The organism is Cognatundibacterium rugosum (genome assembly GCF_014284365.1).
GTDB classification, from domain to species: Bacteria; Pseudomonadota; Gammaproteobacteria; order Burkholderiales; family Burkholderiaceae_D; genus Undibacterium; species Undibacterium rugosum.
The window spans coordinates 1-18,889 of record NZ_JACOGG010000024.1 but is presented as its reverse complement, the minus strand read 5'-3'; the positions used below and the strand labels follow the sequence as shown (position 1 = coordinate 18,889).

Annotated in this window: 14 protein-coding genes; 8 read left to right on the top strand and 6 right to left on the bottom strand. The window is 51.4% G+C overall.

Annotated features, from left to right (window positions below; all coding sequences use genetic code 11):
* The first annotated feature begins 8 nt into the window (after positions 1-8).
* The 5 genes from H8K47_RS16245 (at position 9) to H8K47_RS16225 (ending at position 8,142) form a co-directional block, all read left to right on the top strand.
* Entirely contained in the window at positions 9-620 is a 612-nt protein-coding gene (locus tag H8K47_RS16245; RefSeq protein ID WP_186882443.1) for a HutD/Ves family protein, read from the top strand.
* On the top strand, positions 620-1,825 hold the full coding sequence (gene hutI, locus H8K47_RS16240) for an imidazolonepropionase (RefSeq protein WP_222612822.1): 1,206 nt from the start codon (positions 620-622) through the stop codon (positions 1,823-1,825). Before H8K47_RS16245 ends, hutI begins: the two co-directional genes overlap by 1 nt.
* A 305-nt stretch (positions 1,826-2,130) precedes the next feature.
* Positions 2,131-5,799, top strand: a complete 3,669-nt coding sequence (locus tag H8K47_RS16235; protein ID WP_186882442.1) for a DUF748 domain-containing protein — start codon at positions 2,131-2,133, stop codon at positions 5,797-5,799.
* 298 nt (positions 5,800-6,097) lie between these two features.
* Positions 6,098-6,490 carry a response regulator gene (locus H8K47_RS16230; protein WP_186882441.1) on the top strand — a complete coding sequence of 131 codons (393 nt, stop codon included), beginning with the start codon at positions 6,098-6,100 and terminating at the stop codon, positions 6,488-6,490.
* The gene (locus tag H8K47_RS16225; protein WP_186882440.1) at positions 6,490-8,142 is read left to right on the top strand and encodes a diguanylate cyclase; all 1,653 of its coding nucleotides are present in this window, start codon (positions 6,490-6,492) and stop codon (positions 8,140-8,142) included. Before H8K47_RS16230 ends, H8K47_RS16225 begins: the two co-directional genes overlap by 1 nt.
* 94 nt (positions 8,143-8,236) lie before the next feature.
* Here the strand turns inward: H8K47_RS16225 and parC are convergent, their stop codons facing one another.
* Together parC and H8K47_RS16215 are read right to left on the bottom strand one after the other, a co-directional pair.
* On the bottom strand, positions 8,237-10,552 hold the full coding sequence (parC, locus tag H8K47_RS16220) for a DNA topoisomerase IV subunit A (RefSeq protein ID WP_186882439.1): 2,316 nt from the start codon (positions 10,550-10,552) through the stop codon (positions 8,237-8,239).
* Between the two features lie 104 nt (positions 10,553-10,656).
* Positions 10,657-12,648: a DNA topoisomerase IV subunit B gene (locus H8K47_RS16215; protein ID WP_186882438.1), complete on the bottom strand. Its 1,992-nt coding sequence runs from the start codon at positions 12,646-12,648 to the stop codon at positions 10,657-10,659.
* 134 nt (positions 12,649-12,782) lie between these two features.
* Between H8K47_RS16215 and H8K47_RS16210 the strand changes: the two genes are divergently transcribed.
* On the top strand, positions 12,783-13,610 hold the full coding sequence (locus tag H8K47_RS16210) for a PleD family two-component system response regulator (protein ID WP_186882437.1): 828 nt from the start codon (positions 12,783-12,785) through the stop codon (positions 13,608-13,610).
* Positions 13,611-13,672: 62 nt separating this feature from the next.
* On the opposite strand, the gene H8K47_RS16205 is transcribed toward H8K47_RS16210, so the two are convergent.
* Positions 13,673-14,842: a vWA domain-containing protein gene (locus tag H8K47_RS16205; RefSeq protein ID WP_186882436.1), complete on the bottom strand. Its 1,170-nt coding sequence runs from the start codon at positions 14,840-14,842 to the stop codon at positions 13,673-13,675.
* Positions 14,843-14,845: 3 nt separating this feature from the next.
* Positions 14,846-15,439 carry a GNAT family N-acetyltransferase gene (locus H8K47_RS16200; RefSeq protein ID WP_186882435.1) on the bottom strand — a complete coding sequence of 198 codons (594 nt, stop codon included), beginning with the start codon at positions 15,437-15,439 and terminating at the stop codon, positions 14,846-14,848.
* Between the two features lie 268 nt (positions 15,440-15,707).
* Between H8K47_RS16200 and rpsT the strand changes: the two genes are divergently transcribed.
* Positions 15,708-15,971 carry a 30S ribosomal protein S20 gene (gene rpsT, locus H8K47_RS16195; protein WP_162021168.1) on the top strand — a complete coding sequence of 88 codons (264 nt, stop codon included), beginning with the start codon at positions 15,708-15,710 and terminating at the stop codon, positions 15,969-15,971.
* A gap of 173 nt (positions 15,972-16,144) precedes the next feature.
* Here the strand turns inward: rpsT and H8K47_RS16190 are convergent, their stop codons facing one another.
* Together H8K47_RS16190 and H8K47_RS16185 are read right to left on the bottom strand one after the other, a co-directional pair.
* Positions 16,145-16,597, bottom strand: coding sequence for a DUF192 domain-containing protein (locus tag H8K47_RS16190; RefSeq protein WP_186882434.1), 453 nt, complete (start codon positions 16,595-16,597; stop codon positions 16,145-16,147).
* A gap of 115 nt (positions 16,598-16,712) precedes the next feature.
* A complete protein-coding gene (locus H8K47_RS16185; RefSeq protein WP_186882433.1) occupies positions 16,713-17,261 on the bottom strand; it encodes a pseudouridine synthase in 549 nt (182 codons plus the stop codon).
* 182 nt (positions 17,262-17,443) lie between these two features.
* On the opposite strand from H8K47_RS16185, the gene icd reads away from it, so the two are divergent.
* A complete protein-coding gene (gene icd, locus H8K47_RS16180; RefSeq protein WP_162021165.1) occupies positions 17,444-18,697 on the top strand; it encodes an NADP-dependent isocitrate dehydrogenase in 1,254 nt (417 codons plus the stop codon).
* Positions 18,698-18,889 lie beyond the last annotated feature (192 nt).

Genomic DNA, 18,889 nt, shown 5'->3' with positions numbered 1-18,889 from the left:
AAACCTTTATGCGTCACTGGACTTTGCACGATTATCACACCATGCCCTGGAAGAATGGCGGCGGCTCCACGACCGAGCTTGCGGTATTTCCTGAGCAGGCAGGGCTCGATCAGTTTATCTGGCGTCTGAGCACAGCCAGCGTCAGCAGTGCCGGTCCATTTTCACATTTTGCGCGCATAGACCGCACACTGGCTGTGTTATCTGGTCAGGGTCTGATCATGCAATGCGATAGTGAGAGTCAACATGCGGCCAGCGTCACGCTGACCCGTGACAGCCAGCCTTACCGCTTTGCCGGTGAAACGCCGGTGTTTGCCGAGCTGGTGCAGGGCGAGACGGTGCTGGATTTGAATATGATGACACGCCGTGACATTTGCACCCACTATATGCAAAGGCTGGGGGCTGGTCAGCATGTGATCTCGGCACAGGATGCGCAGCAGGTATTGCTGTTTTGTGCGCGTGGTGAAGCCAGGCTGGATAACGGCAGTCTGTTGCAGGCCAGCGATTTGTGCCTGTTCGAAGAAAGCACGGAACACGCAGGTGTACGCTTCACGATTGAGGCGGCAGAACAGGCGGAACTGTATCTGATCCGCATACATTTTTTAGCGACAGGATTAAGCTGATGCAATGGGATAGCTGCTGGCTGAATGTGCATCTGGCCACGATGCGCGAAGGATATGGAGAAATCCGGGATGCCGCGATAGCGGTCAAAGACGGGCGCATCGCCTGGCTGGGGCCACAGGCAGAATTGCCGTCTGGCTGGCAAGCCAGTGCCGTGTATGATGCTGGCAGCGCCTGGATGACGCCGGGGCTGATCGATAGTCATACCCATCTGGTGTATGCAGGAAACCGCAGCAATGAATTTGAGGCTCGCCTGAATGGCGTTGCCTACGAAGACATTGCACACCAGGGTGGCGGCATCGTTGCTACCGTGCGCGCTACCCGTGCCGCCAGCGAAGAAGAGTTACTGGCAGCCACTTTGCCACGTCTGCACAGCTTACTCAAAGAAGGTGTGACCACGCTGGAAATCAAATCTGGCTATGGCCTGGATCTGGCTTCTGAAGCGCGCATATTGCGTGTCGCCAGAAGGATCGCCGCCAGTTTCCCGGTGCGGGTCAGTACTACCTTTCTGGGCGCACATGCGGTGCCGCCGGAGTTTGCGGGACGCAGCGATGACTATCTGCGCGTGGTGTGTGAAGAAATGATGCCTGCACTGGCCACTGAAGGACTGATCGATGCGGTCGATGCTTTCTGTGAAAAAATCGGATTTTCTGCGGCCCAGACTGAGCGCGTATTTCAGGCTGCGCAAGCATTGGGCTTGCCGGTCAAACTGCATGCCGAACAATTATCTGATCAGCAGGGCGCGGCACTGACGGCGCGTTATCAGGGCTTATCTGCCGACCATTTGGAATATCTGTCGCAAGACGGGATCGCCGCGATGGCCAGTGCAGGAACGGTTGCGGTATTGCTGCCCGGTGCATTTTACTTTTTGCGCGAAACGCAGTTGCCACCGGTCGCCGCCTTACGTGCTGCCGGGGTGCCAATTGCGCTGGCGACGGATTGCAATCCGGGCACCTCGCCCATGACATCGCTGTTGCTGACCATGAATATGGCTTGCACCTTATTCCGCATGACACCACTGGAAGCCTTGCAAGGCGTGACCTGTCACGCGGCACGGGCGCTGGGGCTGGCGCAGGAAACAGGGAAGCTGGAAGTTGGTCTGTCCGCTGATTTTGCTATCTGGGATATCGACCGACCGGCTGATCTGGCTTACTTTATAGGTGGAAATTTCCTCAAGGAAAAAGTTTTTCGTGGTCGATTACAGTAATTCCTCTAAGACACATTTTTTTAACCCCGCTGCGGCGGGGTTTGTTTTTGTTCAACGTATAATAGTGATCTGAAGATACAGGATCGCCATTTTTTTCAGATTTGAGCGACCTCCATCCTGTTAAGTCTGATGATAGAGCGACGGCCACGGTGTTGCGCTTACTGTCGTTGCCGGTGGCTTTGTGTTTGGATAGCTGTAGTTCAGTCAAGGCGGCACAAGATCATCGTTGCACGCCGTTTCCGGTTTCATCGTTCTACATCAGTGTCGGGGATGCCCACTGATCCGTACTCAAAAAGGTTGATAACATGTCTCAGTTTCGCGAATTTTTCACACGTGGAAAAACAAGACGCTGGATGAGCGGCTTGGCTGCCCTGCTGCTACTGAGCATGCTGCTTAGCTGGTTATTGCTGCCTGGCTGGCTCAAAACGGTATTGATAGAACAAACCCAACAGCAGACTGGACGTAAGCTGGAACTCGATCAGCTCCGCTTCTCACCTTTGCAGTTAGCGGTCACGGCAGAGGGACTACGATTATATGAAGCAGACCAAAAGAATATTGCGCTAAGTGTGCATAAGGCCGAGCTGAACCTGTCTGTTACTTCCTTATTTCATCGTGCCGCAGTGGTCGATGAAATCCGGCTGGAACAGCCGGAAGTTTTTCTGGTACGCGAGAGTGCTGGCGAAGCGGGTGTGTATAATTTTTCCGATATTCTCAATAAACTCGCGGCTCAGCCAAAAAGTGACGGCGAGACGCGTTTTGCGATCAGCAATATACAGATACAGGGTGGCCGGATACAACTCCATGATCGTGTACTGAACAAGCAATTCGTACTCAGCGAGATCGCTGTCGGTGTGCCTTTTGTATCGAATTTTCCCAAAGCGATAGATAGTTTTGTTGAACCAAAATTTCAGGCAAAACTGAATGGCGCGCCAATAGACCTCAAGGCACGCGCCAAGCCATTTACCAAAGGTCTGGATACCAGTCTCGCCATTGATTTACATGCACTGGATCTGGCGCAGCTCGTTCCTTATCTGCCCGTGTCGCTGCCGGTGCAGCTCAGTTCTGCTTTACTCGATACCCGGCTGGATCTGAGTTTCAAACAACAGGCGCATGCGCAAATTGTGTTGTCCGGCGAGCTGGGTCTGCGTCAGCTCAAATTATTGGACAAGGCCGGCGCTGAGTTGTTACAACTGGAAGCGGTAAAAACCGAAATCCGTCAATTCGACTTGCAAAAAATGTCCGCAGACATCGGCAAGCTACATCTGACCGGCCCGCAGGTTTGGCTGACGATGGATAAAAAGCAGGGTTTGAACTGGGCCAGCCTGACACAGAGCAGTACCGCAAATTCGTCGGTAAAGCAGGCAAATAAGTCTGTCAGTGAGTCTGACCGCGAGTCTGCAAAATCAGGTGCAGCAGCACCTCAGTCCACTGCGTTGCCGGCCATCGTGCTGCATCAACTCGCGATCAATGATGGGCAGCTGCATTTACGCGACAGCCTGCACAGTACGACGGAGCAGGTACTGGATTTCAGCCAGATCACTTTGCACGCACAAGGTATATCCACCCATAAGGATGCGGCGGCAGCGACCGTCCATCTGCAGCTCAAAGGCAGCGCCGGTGAGGGGCTGGAGCTGGAGGCGCAGTTGCAGCCTTTAAGTGCCGCATTGAATGGTAAGCTGAGTATTGAACAGCTGGCGCTGGAGCACTATCAGGGTTTTATCAGTCCTTATCTGCAAGCCACTGTACAGGGTGAACTGAAGGCGCAGACTCAGATTGCATGGCAGGAAGGCATACTGGCTTTATCGGCGATGGATGCCGAACTCAGCCGTTTTCAGATTGTAGGTAAAAAAGAAGATGGCAGCATTGCTTTGCAATCCTTGCGTCTGGAGCAGCTTGCGCTCGACACCGGCAAGCGCGAGCTCAGCGTCGATGCGATACGTCTGCAAGGTTTGAATACCGATCTGCGCCGCAGCAAAGAGTTCGCCAGTGGGTTTCAACACTGGCTGGTGCAAGCACCGACACAGGGCGGTGCTGCCCCAGCTAACTCGGCGGCACCAGGCAAGGCCTGGAAACTGGCTGCGGGCCGGGTACAACTGGACAACGCCGCTTTGCAATTCCAGGATAGCTCGGTGAGCCCTGCGGTTAAATTGACGACAGAAAATCTGAATCTGCAATTGCAAGGCTGGCGCAGTGATTTAGCGAATGCCATGCAATTCCAGTTGCAATCCCGCCTGAACCGCAAAGGTAGCCTGAAACTGAATGGCAGCAGCACTGCGCAATTAGCGCAACTCAAGCTGGATCTGGATGCACAGGGCTTGCCGGTGGCTGGTTTGTATCCGTATTTCTCTTCATTGCTGAATGTGGAAATCACACAAGGCGTGGCCAGTGCCAAAGGTCAGCTGCAACTGGCGCGTGTGCTGGAGCCACAAAGGGAAATTCGCTATCAGGGTAAGCTGGGTTTCAGTGATTTTCAAATCGTTGAAAATGGCTCGGATCAGGATTTCCTGGACTGGAAAGCGATAATGTTTGATGGCTTAAGTGTGAGCCTGACACCGACGCAGCAGATGGTCGACATGAAGCAACTGAGCTTGAAAGACTTTTATGCCAGAGCGGTATTGTCAGAGCAAGGTAAGCTGAATTTGCAAAATATCGTGGTGCAAACAAAAGCGCAGCCTTCAGCTACAGGGGAGGCACCTGCACTGACAGCTGCAGCCAGCGTCGCTGCAGTCACACAGGCACCGACAGGCGCCGCTGAGCCAGCGCAAGCTACAGCGGCACGCAAGCCAGTGATACGGATAGGGCAAATTGCAATTCGCGGCGGTAACGTCAATTTCACCGATAATTTCATCAAACCGAATTACAAAGCGAATCTGACTGGTGTGTCGGGCAATATCGGTACACTGGCATCCGATAATCCTCAGCCGGCCACGGTGGAGTTGAATGGCAAAGTTGACGACGATGCGCCGCTGCTGATTTCCGGCACATTGAATCCCTTGTCCGAGCCGGTCTTCCTCGATATTAAAGGGAGTGCGAACGGCATAGAGCTGACCCGTCTGACGCCATATGCTGCCAAATATGCGGGCTATGTGATCGACAAAGGTAAGCTTTCTATGCAAGTCAGCTATCGCATCGAAAATCAGCAATTGAAAGCGGATAATGCCGTCACGCTGGATCAACTGACTTTTGGTGAGCGCGTCGAGAGCCCCAGTGCGACCCGTTTACCGGTAATGCTGGCAGTTGCTTTATTGCGCGACAACGATGGCCGTATTGCGATTAACTTACCGATTTCCGGTTCTTTATCGGACCCGCAGTTCTCGGTCGGCAGCATCATCATGAAGGTGTTTGTGAATGTGCTCACCAAAGCCGTGACGTCACCGTTTGCATTGCTCGGATCAATGTTTGGCGGCGGGGAAGAACTCGCCTACGTGGAATTTGAGGCAGGTGCGGCACAGCTGACGCCAGCCATGACGGCGAAGCTGGACCAGTTGGCCAAGGCGCTCATGAATCGCCAGGCACTTAAGCTGGACATCATAGGCCGGATCGACCCTGAGACGGATGCCGCTGGTGTGCGTAGCCGTAAGTTGGCTGCACGCCTGCAGGAGGCAAAGTGGCGTGACGGATTGAAAAAGGATAAGTCTGTGAAGCTCAGTGAAGTCAGTCTGGATGCAACTGAGCGTCAGCGCTATCTGCAGGCTTTGTATGATGCGGCCAAATTTGAAAAGCCAAAGAATATGCTGGGGTTGAATAAATCGCTGCCTGCTGCAGAGATGGAAGCGATGCTGATACGTCACACGGCCATCGGCGAAGAGGATATGCGTGAACTGGCACAAAAACGTGCCGATCTGGTACGGGATTACCTGGAAGATGTTGCCGGAGTACCACGCGAACGCCTGTTCCTGATCGCCCCCAAACTCAAGGCGGATGACCTGAAGGATAAGGGCTCAGCGGCGCGGGTTGACTTTTCACTCAAATAACTGAATGAGGTTCTGCTGACAGCAGCTGGCACTTCTTAAGCTTAGATAAGAGGCTTTATTCCTGAGCTGGGCTGTGCTGGCGCAAAGATTGCGTGGTGTACCTTATTTTAAAATGTGAGCCAGATAAAATGACTTTGTGTGTAGTGCGCATACTCCAGATAGTCCGTGCCGTTTAATGCAGACGGCACCAGCTCTGATCAAACCTAATCAGGAAATTTAATTGTTTTAGCCACAATCTTGAATTATCCTGAACCGATCAAACCGAAGTAATCAACTGAAGTATTCAACAGGAGTGACAATGACAGCAGCAAGCCTTCATCATATTTTGTATGTAGAAGACGATCCGGATATTCAGACGGTTGCACAGATTTCGCTTGAGGTAGTAGGTGGGTTTGCCTTGAACACCTGTAGTTCCGGCGCACTGGCGCTATCTGTCGTGAATGGTGGATATACCCCTGATTTGTTGTTGCTGGATGTGATGATGCCAAACATGGATGGTCCGACCACCTTGAATGAATTGCGCAAAATTCCGGCGACGGCAAATACGCCTGTGGTTTTTATGACGGCCAAAGTTCAGTCATCTGAGCTGGAGTTTTACCGTTCACTGGGTGCGATAGGTGTGATAGCCAAGCCTTTTGATCCTATGGAACTCTCGGCCCAAGTGAATAAGTTGTGGCTGGAAAGAGCGTAATGAATAGTAAAAATGACAGCTTGCTGGAGAAATTACGTGCTTTAGAAGCTGTATTCCTGCAAAAATTGCCAGGCAAGTGCGAAGAGATTATCTCTGCACTCAACGATTTTGCTGCGCATCCAGATAACAAAGATGCGCTGACGGTATTGCACCGGCATTTGCATACGATGGCCGGGTCAGCAGGGACTTTTGGTTTTTCTGAGCTGGGCTTACAGGCCCGGGCTTTCGAATCCCGTATTAAGCCCTGGCTGGTAAGTCCGGTCTGGACTGCGGAAGAAGTGCAGCATCTGGCAACAGAGTTACGTCATTATTTCACGCATGCCGTGGCTGATCTCAGGCAGGCGCCAGACCATGAAAGTGAGCTCATGGCGGATCTGGTTCATGGCGAGGATGTATTAAACGAAACCCGTCTGATTTATCTGGTGGATGAAGATGAGGATCAGCAGGCAGCTATTACGTTACAGCTGGAGCACTTCGGCTATGAAGTCCGGCGTATCCCGCATTTAAAAGACCTGGCGCTGGCGATTGCGACACGCCGTCCGGACGTGATCGTGATTGAGCTCAGTTTTCCGGAAGGGAAGAATGCCGGTGTCGATGAAATTAAGCGCATTGAGCAATTGCAGCGCTTGCGCATCCCGACTATTTTCATCTCTAAAACCAGTAGTTTTGAGTCGCGCTTGCTGGCGGTACGGGCCAAGGGCGACGGTTACTTCACGAAGCCGGTCGATGTCGTGGCGCTGACTGAACGCATCGATACAATTTCTCAGCGAGATCTGAGCAATGGCTACCGCATATTAATCATCGACGATGACGTGGTCACCGCCAAATTTTATGGTGCCATACTGCGTGACGTAGGTATGAATGTGCGTTTGCTCAATGACCCGACGCAGGTACTTGCCGTGATGACGGATTTTCGTCCTGAGCTATTGCTGCTGGACGTATATATGCCAGTCTGCAGCGGCGTCGAATTGTCTCGCCTGATACGTCAGGATAACTCGTATGTTGATGTGCCTATCGTATTTTTATCGAGCGAAGCCGATGTGAATAAGCAGCTCGATGCCGTCAAGGCGGGTGCCGATGATTTCATCACTAAACCGGTACCTCCTGAGTATCTGGTCTCTTCGCTGTCGACCCGCGCTGAGCGTTACCGCTCACTGCGTGCCTTGATCATGCGTGATGGTTTAACCGGCTTGCTGAATCACACTGCGATTAAAGAACAGCTGGAAGCTGAAGTATTGCAGGCTCACAGAAATGGCGCGCCGCTGGCGTTGGCGATGATAGATCTGGATAATTTCAAGAAGATCAATGACAGCTACGGTCATGCGACCGGGGATCAGGTATTACGCACGCTGGCCCGTATTCTGCGTCAGCGTTTGCGCCGTACTGACATCGTTGGCCGTTACGGTGGTGAAGAGTTTGCCGTGATTTTCCCAGATACGACGGCCAGTACCGCCAGGCGTGTGCTGGATAAGGTGCGACAGGCATTTTCTAAAGTCAGTCAGCATTCGGAAGATGTGGAATTCTCTGTGACTTTCTCTGCCGGTGTAGCTGATATGGAAAAAGCAAATGATCCAGATCAGCTATTTGATGTGGCGGATACTGCCATGTATGTATCCAAACAGGAAGGCCGCAACCGCATCACTCTGGCATAAAGCAAACATAAAGCAAACGTGTTAAGTCAAAAGCCCGGAATCTTCAACAGATTCCGGGCTTTTTTATTTCAGTGCTTGAAACGCATTTCAGGTTTTAGCTGATGCGTTGCAGGCTCAAAGGTTTGATTTTTGATTCCAGCACTTTGCCTTTGCGGGCACGCTTATTGATATGCACCAGCAAAGCATTGGCACTCAGGCTGACTTCCTGCGCTTTGCCACCACGTCCGGTACCAGTGACTTTGAGTCCTTTTTGACTGATGACCTGCACTGCGCTCAGGTTTTCCTTGTCTTCCAGCTCCATCAGGATCACGCCACGGCCACCGCTTGACAGTTGCTTGATTTCAGCCAGACCAAAGACCAGTAGTCTGCCATTGGCGGACAAGCACGCAATCGCGCTGGCATCTTCGCTGATCACACCCGGTGGCAGCGGAAGATCACTGTCTTCCAGCGTCATAAAGGCTTTCCCAGCCTTCATTCTGCCCACCATATCGCCGACTTTAGCGGTGAAGCCATAACCCGCGCTGGATGCCATCAGCAGCGCCTGTTCGCTACTGCCAGCGAAGTAATGCAGGATTTTGCTGCCTGGTGCCAGATCAATCAGGGTGGTGACCGGTACACCATCACCACGTGCGCCGGGCAGGGCAGACACAGCGACCGAATACACGCGGCCATTGGAGCCGAATACCAGCATATGGTCGACCGTGCGGCATTCAAAGGTGCCATACAGGCTGTCACCCGCTTTGAAGCTGAATTGGGCAGTGTCATGACCATGGCCGGTACGCGCACGTACCCAGCCTTTTTCCGAAATTACTACGGTGACCGGTTCATCCACAACTTTTTGCTCAACCGAGGCTTTGGCTGCTTCTTCTATCAGTGTACGGCGCGCATCGCCAAATTGTTTGGCATCGCTTTCGATTTCCTTGATCAGCATTTTTTTCATGGATGCCGGATTGTCCAGCAAGTCATGCAGCGTCGCTTTTTCCTTGCGCAGCTCAGCCAGTTCTTGCTGGATCTTGATGGTTTCCAGACGCGCCAACTGACGCAGCCGGATTTCCAGGATATCCTCGGCCTGCCGTTCAGACAGCCGGAACGCCTGAATCAGCGCGGGTTTGGGCTCGTCCGATTCGCGGATGATGCGGATCACCTCATCGATATTGAGCAGGACTGCTTCGCGTCCTTCCAGGATGTGAATGCGGTCATCGACTTTTTTCAGACGATATTGGGTGCGGCGAGTCACAGTCGTGAAGCGGAATGCGATCCATTCATTGAGGATATCAATCAGGCCCTTCTGACGCGGACGTCCATCCCCGCCTATCATCACCAGATTCATCGATGCAGAGGTTTCCAGCGATGTATGCGCCAGCAGCATTTGCATGAACTCGGTCTGATCCTGATTCTTGGATTTTGGTTCAAACACCAGTCGGACCGGCGCATCTTTGCCCGATTCGTCACGTACCGTATCGAGTACTGACAGGATGATTTGTTTGAGCGAGACCTGTTCCGGCGACAAAGTCTTTTTACCCGTCTTGATTTTCGGATTGGTGAGTTCTTCTATCTCTTCCAATACTTTCTGGGACGATGTGCCAGGTGGCAGTTCGGTGACGACCGCCTGCCATTGGCCGCGCGCCAGCTCTTCGATTTTCCAGCGAGCCCTGACTTTCATACTGCCGCGGCCACTGGCATACATTTCTGCGATGTTGGACGATGGTGTGATGATCTGACCACCACCCGGAAAATCCGGGCCAGGAATATAGGTCATCAGTTCTGTATGAGACATACCTGGATTGCGGATCAGCGCCACGGCAGCTTTGGCAACTTCGCTCAGATTATGTGAAGGAATTTCAGTCGCCAGACCGACCGCAATACCGGAAGCGCCATTGAGCAGCACAAAGGGCAGACGTGCTGGCAGTAGTTTTGGTTCTTGTGTGGTGCCATCGTAGTTAGGCTGAAAATCAACGGTACCTTCGTCTATTTCATCCATCAACAGGCGCGAAATCGGCGTCAGTCGTGCTTCGGTATAGCGCATCGCCGCTGCACCGTCGCCATCGCGCGAACCGAAGTTACCCTGACCGTCGATCAAGGGATAACGCAGCGAAAAGTCCTGTGCCATACGTACCAATGCGTCGTACACAGACTGATCACCGTGCGGATGCAGCTTGCCCAGCACATCGCCGACTACGGCCGCGGATTTGCGGGGTTTGGCACTGGCATTCAGCCCCAGTTCATTCATCGCGTACAGGATGCGGCGCTGTACCGGTTTCTGTCCGTCGCAAACATCCGGTAAGGCGCGGCCTTTGACGACGGAAATTGCGTAGTCCAGATAGGCACGTTCGGCGAAGGTCGCCAGCGTCAGTGCATCACCATCCGCAGGGGGAGGGGCTTGTTCAAATAAATTTGCTTGTTCGCTCATAGCTGCTTATAGGCTGATTTGCTTATTAGTTGGTTGCTAGGCCTGATAGCAGACCTGGCATGTGACATTCTTGTGTTCGGGGGATACTTCAGCGTCAGGCTGGATTAAATATCTGCTTCCACTGCATTCCCATGCTCTTCTATCCAGGCGCGGCGTGCAGCGGCTTCACCTTTACCCATCAGCATATTGAAACGGGCTTCGGAAAAATCCTGATCAAATTCACCCAGCGCTACCGGTAACAGACGACGGGTATCCGGATTCATGGTGGTTTCCCACAATTGTTCCGCATTCATTTCACCCAGACCTTTAAAGCGCGAGATGCTCCAGGCACCGTCTTTGACGCCATCCTTGCGCAGCTTGTCTTCAATTGCAGTCAGTTCACCTTCGTCCAGCGCATAGATTTTCTGGGCTGGTTTTTTACCACGTGCAGGCGCATCAACGCGGAACAGCGGTGGTCTCGCGACGCAGATGTGGCCACGCGCAATCAGTTGCGGGAAGTGTTTGAAGAACAGCGTGAGCAAAAGTACCTGGATGTGTGAACCATCGACGTCCGCATCGGACAAGATGCAGATTTTGCCGTAACGCAGATTGGACAGATCAGGCTGGTCATTGGGGCCGTGTGGATCAACGCCTATCGCAACGGCGATATCGTGAATCTCATTATTGGCAAACAAGCGGTCACGCTCTGATTCCCAGGAATTTAACACCTTACCGCGCAGCGGCAGAATAGCCTGGAACTCTTTATCACGGCCCATTTTGGCGGAACCACCTGCCGAGTCACCTTCCACCAGGAAGATTTCATTGCGGGTGATGTCGTTGGATTCGCAGTCCGTCAGCTTGCCCGGCAACACAGCGACACCAGAGGATTTTTTCTTTTCGACTTTTTGTGCCGAACGCAGACGGGACTGTGCCTGTTTGATGACCAGTTCCGCCAGTTTTTTGCCGTACTCCACGTGCGAATTCAGCCAGAGTTCCAGTGGTGGCTTGGTAAACGACGAGACCAGCCGCACCGCATCGCGTGAATTCAGACGTTCTTTAATCTGCCCTTGGAATTGTGGGTCCAGCACTTTGGCAGACAGCACGAAAGAAACCCGTGCAAACACGTCTTCCGGCAGCAATTTAACGCCTTTCGGCAGCAGGGAGTGCATTTCGGCAAAGCTCTTTACCGCGCCAAATAAACCTTCGCGCAAGCCGGATTCGTGGGTGCCACCGGCAGGGGTAGGAATCAGATTGACATAGGATTCACGCACCACATTGCCTTCTTCTGTCCATGCCACGACCCAGGATGCGCCTTCGCCTTCAGCAAAGCCATCATTGTCAGAACCGGCAAACTGTTCACCCTCGAACAGCGGGATCAGGGGTTCGCCATGCGAGGACTGTGCCAATGCTTCGGTCAGGTAGCCGCGTAAGCCCTGGTCATATTGCCAGACCAGGGATTCCCCCGTTTTGGCATTGGTCAGTGTGACTTTAACGCCGGGTAACAACACGGCCTTGGAGCGCAACAATCGCTGCAATTCACCGAGTGGAATATTGGCAGAATCGAAGTACTTTGCATCTGGCCAGATCGAGACACGGGTACCGTTTTTCTTGTCGCCACGCGGGATGGGCTGGCTGCGTAAAGGTTCGATCACGTCGCCATCGGCAAAAGTCAGCTGATGCAATCCGGCCTCGCGCCAAACTGTGATTTCCAGACGTTTAGACAGTGCATTGGTGACTGACACACCGACGCCATGCAGACCACCGGAAAAGGCATAGGCACCGCCTGAACCTTTATCGAACTTACCGCCAGCATGCAAACGGGTGAACACGATTTCTACGGTAGGCACACCCTCTTCCGGATGCAGGCCAACCGGAATGCCGCGGCCATCATCTTCCACACTGACACTGCCATCGGTATTGAGTGTGACCTGAATGTGTTTGCAATGACCACCCAGTGCTTCATCGGACGCATTGTCGATTACTTCCTGGATGATATGTAGCGGGTTTTCGGTCCGCGTGTACATACCCGGACGCTGCTTGACCGGTTCGAGTCCTTTCAGGACCCGGATCGAGGATTCGCTATAGTCAGTGCTTGCTGTATTTTTTTTGGTTGCCATGCGAAGTAAAAACTGTTGTTTTGGTTAATTGATGGATGTTAAGTTGCAATTTTTTTGTTTGCAGTACACATTTCGATGTATTCTTGCACAGGTTTTGGCAGCTATTGTAGCTGTATTGAGTAGATGGATAAACGATGTCACTAAAAACTCCAACGATTGCCATCCGCTTGCTTGGATTTTCTGCAAAGGAGGAAGAGACCTTTTCCACCGTGCTGGCGGTAGCACGCGAGAAGGGCTATCGCTATTCCTGTCTGAAACCAGGTTGCATACAGGACCCGGATATGTACATCGTCAATGCCAGCGAATTGAAAGCGATTGCTGACTTATCGGACTTGCATCCCGGAGAAGCGCAACCCGTGCTGTTGGTCGGAAAAACGGATATCGATCTGCCCTATCAGGTGATGCCTAAGCCTATACGCTGGCGTAAAATTTTCGAGATTCTGGATGCGTTGATCGATAAGCGTGAGTTGTTATTGACCACGCTAAGTGCCTTTTCCGCGATTTCTGTGCATGAACGCCGCCGTCATAAAAGGCTGGATCTGGATCTGACTGAACCTGCGGTATATGAACGCATGCGTCAACAGCCTATGGCCAAGGGCGGTATACTGATCGTCGACAAAGACACGCATTTCCGTGAGTATGTCGCTGGCATCATGGATGCCTATGGCGTGCCGGTGACACTGGCTTCTGACGAGCGCAGCGCATTGCTCTTAGATGGCAACCATCAGCATGCCCTCACCATGATCAATACCTCAACGCCAAATGTCGATCCATATCGCTTATGTGAGGGATTGAAGCGTCAGAACAGCGGATTGAAAACAGCAGTTATTTTTCTGGTTGACCGTAGTTTTGAGTACAAGCTGGGATTGGGGAATAAAGTCAGGTGCGAGGGGTTTCTGGTCAAGCCTTTGTCGCGCAGACTGGTGCTGAAAACTATCAAGAAATTCATGCAACTTGACTGATGGCGCATATAGCCTGTCGCAAAAAAACGCAGCTGGTATGCTGCGTTTTTTTGCTGCTGTGCCTATTTGCTGAGCAAACGCATCGCACGCGCCAATCCGTCTAAGGTCACGGGAAACATGCGGTCGCTGATTAACTGGCGCATGATAGCGATGGACTGGCGATACTGCCACAGACCTTCAGGTTCCGGATTCAGCCACACCGTTTTCGGGAAAGTATGGGTAAAACGCTGTATCCACGCGGCACCGGCTTCTTCATTGTTGTACTCCACCGAGCCACCCGGTTGCAGGATTTCATAGGGGCTCATGGTTGCATCGCCGACAAAGATAACTTTCGTATCTGGCGGATATTTACGCAGCACGTCCCAGGTTGGGAATTTCTCGGCATGACGGCGCCGGTTGTTTTTCCATAGATAGTCGTAGACGCAGTTATGGAAATAGAAAAATTCCATATTTTTGAATTCGGTTTTTGCGGCGGAAAATAATTCTTCAGTTTGCGCGATGTGGTCATCCATAGTGCCACCGACGTCCAGCAACATGAGGACTTTGATATTGTTCTTACGCTCAGGCTGCATGCGTATATCCAGATAGCCTGCATTGTTGGCGGTGGCGCGAATAGTCGCATCGAGTGCCAGTTCTTCTTCCGCACCATGACGGGCAAATTTACGCAGTCTGCGTAAGGCTACCTTGATATTGCGGGTGCCGAGTTCGCGTTCTTCATCGTAGTCTTTAAAGGTCCGCGCCTCCCAGACTTTGACCGCGCTACGGTTGCCGCCTTTGCCGCCTATGCGTATGCCTTCGGGATTGGTGCCGCCGTTGCCGAAAGGTGAGGTGCCGCCGGTGCCTATCCAGCGGTTACCGCCTTCATGTCTTTCTTTCTGTTCCTTCAGCAGCTCTTTGAGTTTGTCCATCAGCTTATCGTAGCCAAACTTTTCTATGGCAGCGCGTTGCTCATCAGTGAGCTCACGTTGCATGCGCTTTTGCAGCCAGTCCAGCGGAATCTCAGGATATTTTTCAAACAGGGTATCTATCCCTTTGAAATATTTGCCGAACGCCTGATCAAACTTATCGTAATGCGCTTCGTCCTTGACCAGGATGGTGCGGGATAAAAAGTAGAAGTCATCCAGCGACAGGCTGATGAGGCCTTTTTCCAACGCTTCCAGCAATACCAGAAATTCCTTAATCGAAACCGGAACTTTGGCGTCTTTGAGCGTAAAGAAAAAATCGATTAACACGTATCACTCTCCATATTGTTGTCGCATATATTGCAGATTCTGACTGACTCCTGGCCATTCATTGCGCAGGATGCTATACACCACGGTATCACGAATCCGGCCATCCGGCAGTATCATGTGATTGCGCAGAACACCGTCACGCTTCGCTCCCAGCCTTTCTATCGCAGCCTGGGAGCGGCGGTTAAACCAGTCGGTGCGGAATTCTACGGCGATGCACTGCCAGACTTCAAATGCATGCCTGAGCAGCAGGTGCTTGCACTCGGTATTGACGCCGCTGCGCTGGGCTGAGCGCGCGTACCAGGTGTAGCCGATTTCCACCCTTTGATGCGTGTGCTCGATATTACAGTAACGGGTGGAACCTATGATTTTCCCACTTTGATTGTCGCGCACAGCAAATGGCAGTGCGCGTTGTTGTTGCTGCATTTCCAGTGCAGTTGCCAGCCATTGTGATACCTGGTCGGGTCGTGGCACTGAGGTGAAAAACAGCTTCCACAGTTCGCCATCCGCTGCTGCGGCGCGAATGTCGTCCAGATGTGACTCGTTCAATGGCTCCAGACTGATGTGTTGGCCTTGCAGATAAATTGGTTTGAGGTCCATGTTTGCTATTCCGGGCGGGGGATAAATAATTTTTTGTATGCACTTTACTATGATCAGGGAATCATCCCGTTTTGTCTTGCACAGAAAGTGAAAAATCAGATGAAAACAGTCAGGAAAAAGTTTATAATCACCAATTCACTCAAAACCACAGCGATGCTTGCTAACGAAAAAAAAACGCGTTATACTGCAAAGCTGTATAGAATTTTGCGGCGTGGCATTTGATCAACTTGCTTTGACCTCGTCGCTTTGACCACGTTTAGGAAATCTCATGGCAAATACCGCACAAGCACGCAAACGTGCTCGTCAAGCAGTAAAACAAAACGCGCATAACTCCAGCCAACGTTCTGCATTGCGTACTGCAATCAAGGCTGTTCGTAAAGCAATCGAAGCTGGTGATAAAGCTGCTGCTGCGACAATCTTCCAAGCATCTGTTTCTAAAATCGACAGTATCGCTGACAAGAAAATCATTCACAAAAACAAGGCAGCTCGCCATAAGAGCCGTCTGGCATCCGCTCTGAAAGCACTGGCTTAATATCCAGCTGTTTCACCTGCAAATTGCAGGATCGGAAGAAAAAACCGCAAATTTATTTGCGGTTTTTTGTTTTTCTCAGATTGTTTGTCTGCTGTTAGGTCTGTTCGTTGCAGTATGCCTGCCCAGAGCAAGGAAAAGTCCGGCTTTTCCTTGCTGCCTTGCCGGTGGCCAGCTTACTTTAGTGGCAAACCGTCTATCTTAGTGCCAGGTTTGATATTTCTTTGCTTAAACCAGCCCTGATTCATCTCCAGTGCGTAATGCACGACTTTCTTGGCGCAGTGGGATTCCAGTGTCTGCGGTTTCATATCCTCGATATTGACTATTGTTCCTTCTGCGTCAATAAAGGCGACAGACAGCGGGATCAGTGTGTTTTTCATCCACATACATACACCTGCCGGTGCGCCGAAGTCGAAAATCATGCCTTCGTTCGTGCCCATCTTCGTCCTCAGCATCAGGCCTTGCTGACGGTCTGCATCGTTCGCAGCAACCTCGGCCTGGATTAGGTGCATCCCTGCAGAAAGTTGCTTAACTGGCAGTTTTGTCTGTGCATATGCCGCGTGGCCAGTGAAAAATAAGCCTGCCAGCACGAGGCTAAATGATGTTGCAAAACGAAAAGTTGGGTTCATTGTCTTGGTCTGCATAAAAAATTGAAACGTAATCCTACCGCAAAAAAAATCAGGAAGGTTCAATTGCTACATCTTTCACGGCGGCTTACTGCCTGTGACTGGTATCTGCGGCCGGTCAGTTCAGCTTCACTTCCTGCCACTCACCTGGCAACAGAGGGTGGGATTCTAAAGAAAAGCCCGCTATACCGGTGCGTATCAGACGCAGGGTCGGCAAGCCCACGGCGGCCGTCATGCGCCGCACCTGGCGGTTTTTTCCTTCAGACAGGATCATGCATAGCCAGCTAGTCGGGATCTGTGCACGCTGCCGGATTGGCGGCTGGCGTGGCCACAGCCATTCAGGCTCATGGATGTGTTTGACGGTACAAGGCTGGGTAATGAAGTCACCCAAGTCCAGCGGCTGCCGCAATTGTTTCAGTTGCTCGCTGCTGGGGCTACCCTCAACCTGTACCAGATAGGTCTTAGGTAGTTTGTGTGCGGGGTGGCTGATACGGTTTTGCAGTTTTCCGTCATCGGTGAGTAAAATTAATCCCTCACTATCTGCATCTAAACGACCTGCAGGATATATATTGGGAATGTCCACATAGGCCGCCAGCGTAGGGCGGTCAGGATGATGTGAGAACTGGCACATCACGTTAAAGGGCTTGTTGAGTAATATCAGTTTCATGGCAATATGGTAACCGCAATTCAGTAAACTGATGGCATCCAGTAAAATACTAGTGCATAATACGAAATGAAAGTCTTCTGTCTTATATAAGAGTTAATGTGAATAGCGGTATTTTTATATATAGGCAAGGCATATTGTGAAAAAAGCGCGTGTCGCTTGATCGCCTAACTACGGAGAAAACAATGTATCAACATATTCAAGTTCCTGCAGAAGGTAAAAAAATTACCGTCAACGCGGATTTCTCACTGACCGTTCCTGACAATCCTATCATTCCTTTCATCGAGGGTGATGGTACCGGCGTTGATATTAGCCCGGTCATGATCAAAGTTGTCGATGCTGCAGTAGCAAAAGCTTACGGTGGCAAGCGTAAAATCAGCTGGATGGAAATCTATGCTGGTGAAAAATCGACCAAAGTGTATGGTCCTGACGTGTGGTTGCCTGAAGAAACGCTGAAAGTACTGAAAGACTACGTTGTTTCTATCAAAGGTCCTTTGACAACTCCAGTTGGTGGCGGTATCCGCTCCCTGAACGTTGCGCTGCGTCAAGAGCTGGATCTGTACGTTTGTTTGCGTCCAGTACGTTATTTCAAAGGCGTGCCATCCCCAGTGCGTGAGCCAGAAAAAACCGACATGGTGATCTTCCGTGAAAACTCTGAAGATATCTATGCTGGTATCGAATTCGCAGAAGGCTCTGACCAGGTTAAAAAACTGATCAAGTTCCTGCAAGACGAAATGGGCGTTAAGAAAATCCGTTTCCCTGAGTCTTCTGGTATCGGCGTGAAGCCAGTTTCCCGTGAAGGTACAGAGCGTCTGGTGCGTAAAGCAATCCAGTACGCAATCGACAATGACAAGCCATCTGTGACGATCGTCCACAAAGGCAACATCATGAAATACACCGAAGGCGGCTTCCGTGACTGGGCATATGCTCTGGCACAAAAAGAATTCGGCGCAGAATTGATTGATGGCGGCCCATGGTGCAAATTCAAGAATCCTAAGACAGGCAAAGACATCGTCGTTAAGGATTCTATCGCTGATGCGTTCTTGCAACAGATTTTGTTGCGTCCAGCAGAATACAGCGTGATCGCAACCCTGAACCTGAACGGCGACTACATCTCTGACGCGCTGGCAGCACAGGTAGGTGGTATCGGTATCGCTCCAGGTGCTAACCTGTCTGATTCCGTGGCGATGTTCGAAGCTACTCACGGTACAGCACCTAAGTACGCAGGTAAAGATTATGTGAACCCAGGTTCCCTGATCTTGTCTGCTGAAATGATGCTGCGTCACATGGGCTGGACTGAAGCCGCTGATCTGTTGATTTCTTCGACAGAAAAAGCAATCACTTCCAAAAAAGTGACTTACGATTTCGCACGTCTGATGGAAGGTGCTACTCAGGTATCTTGCTCCGGTTTCGGCGACGTCATGATCGAAAACATGTAATACGCGACGCTATTCTGCACTCACTCTGGGTGCAGAGAATAGCCTGTGAAAAAAAACCAGCACTTGTGAACTGCACCCCAAAAGTTGGACACCCGTCCATACTTTTGGGGTGTTTTCATGAGTAAATATACAAAGCAATTCAAAGTACAGGTTGTTGAGTACTATCTGCAGGAGAACGCTGGCTGCGCTCTG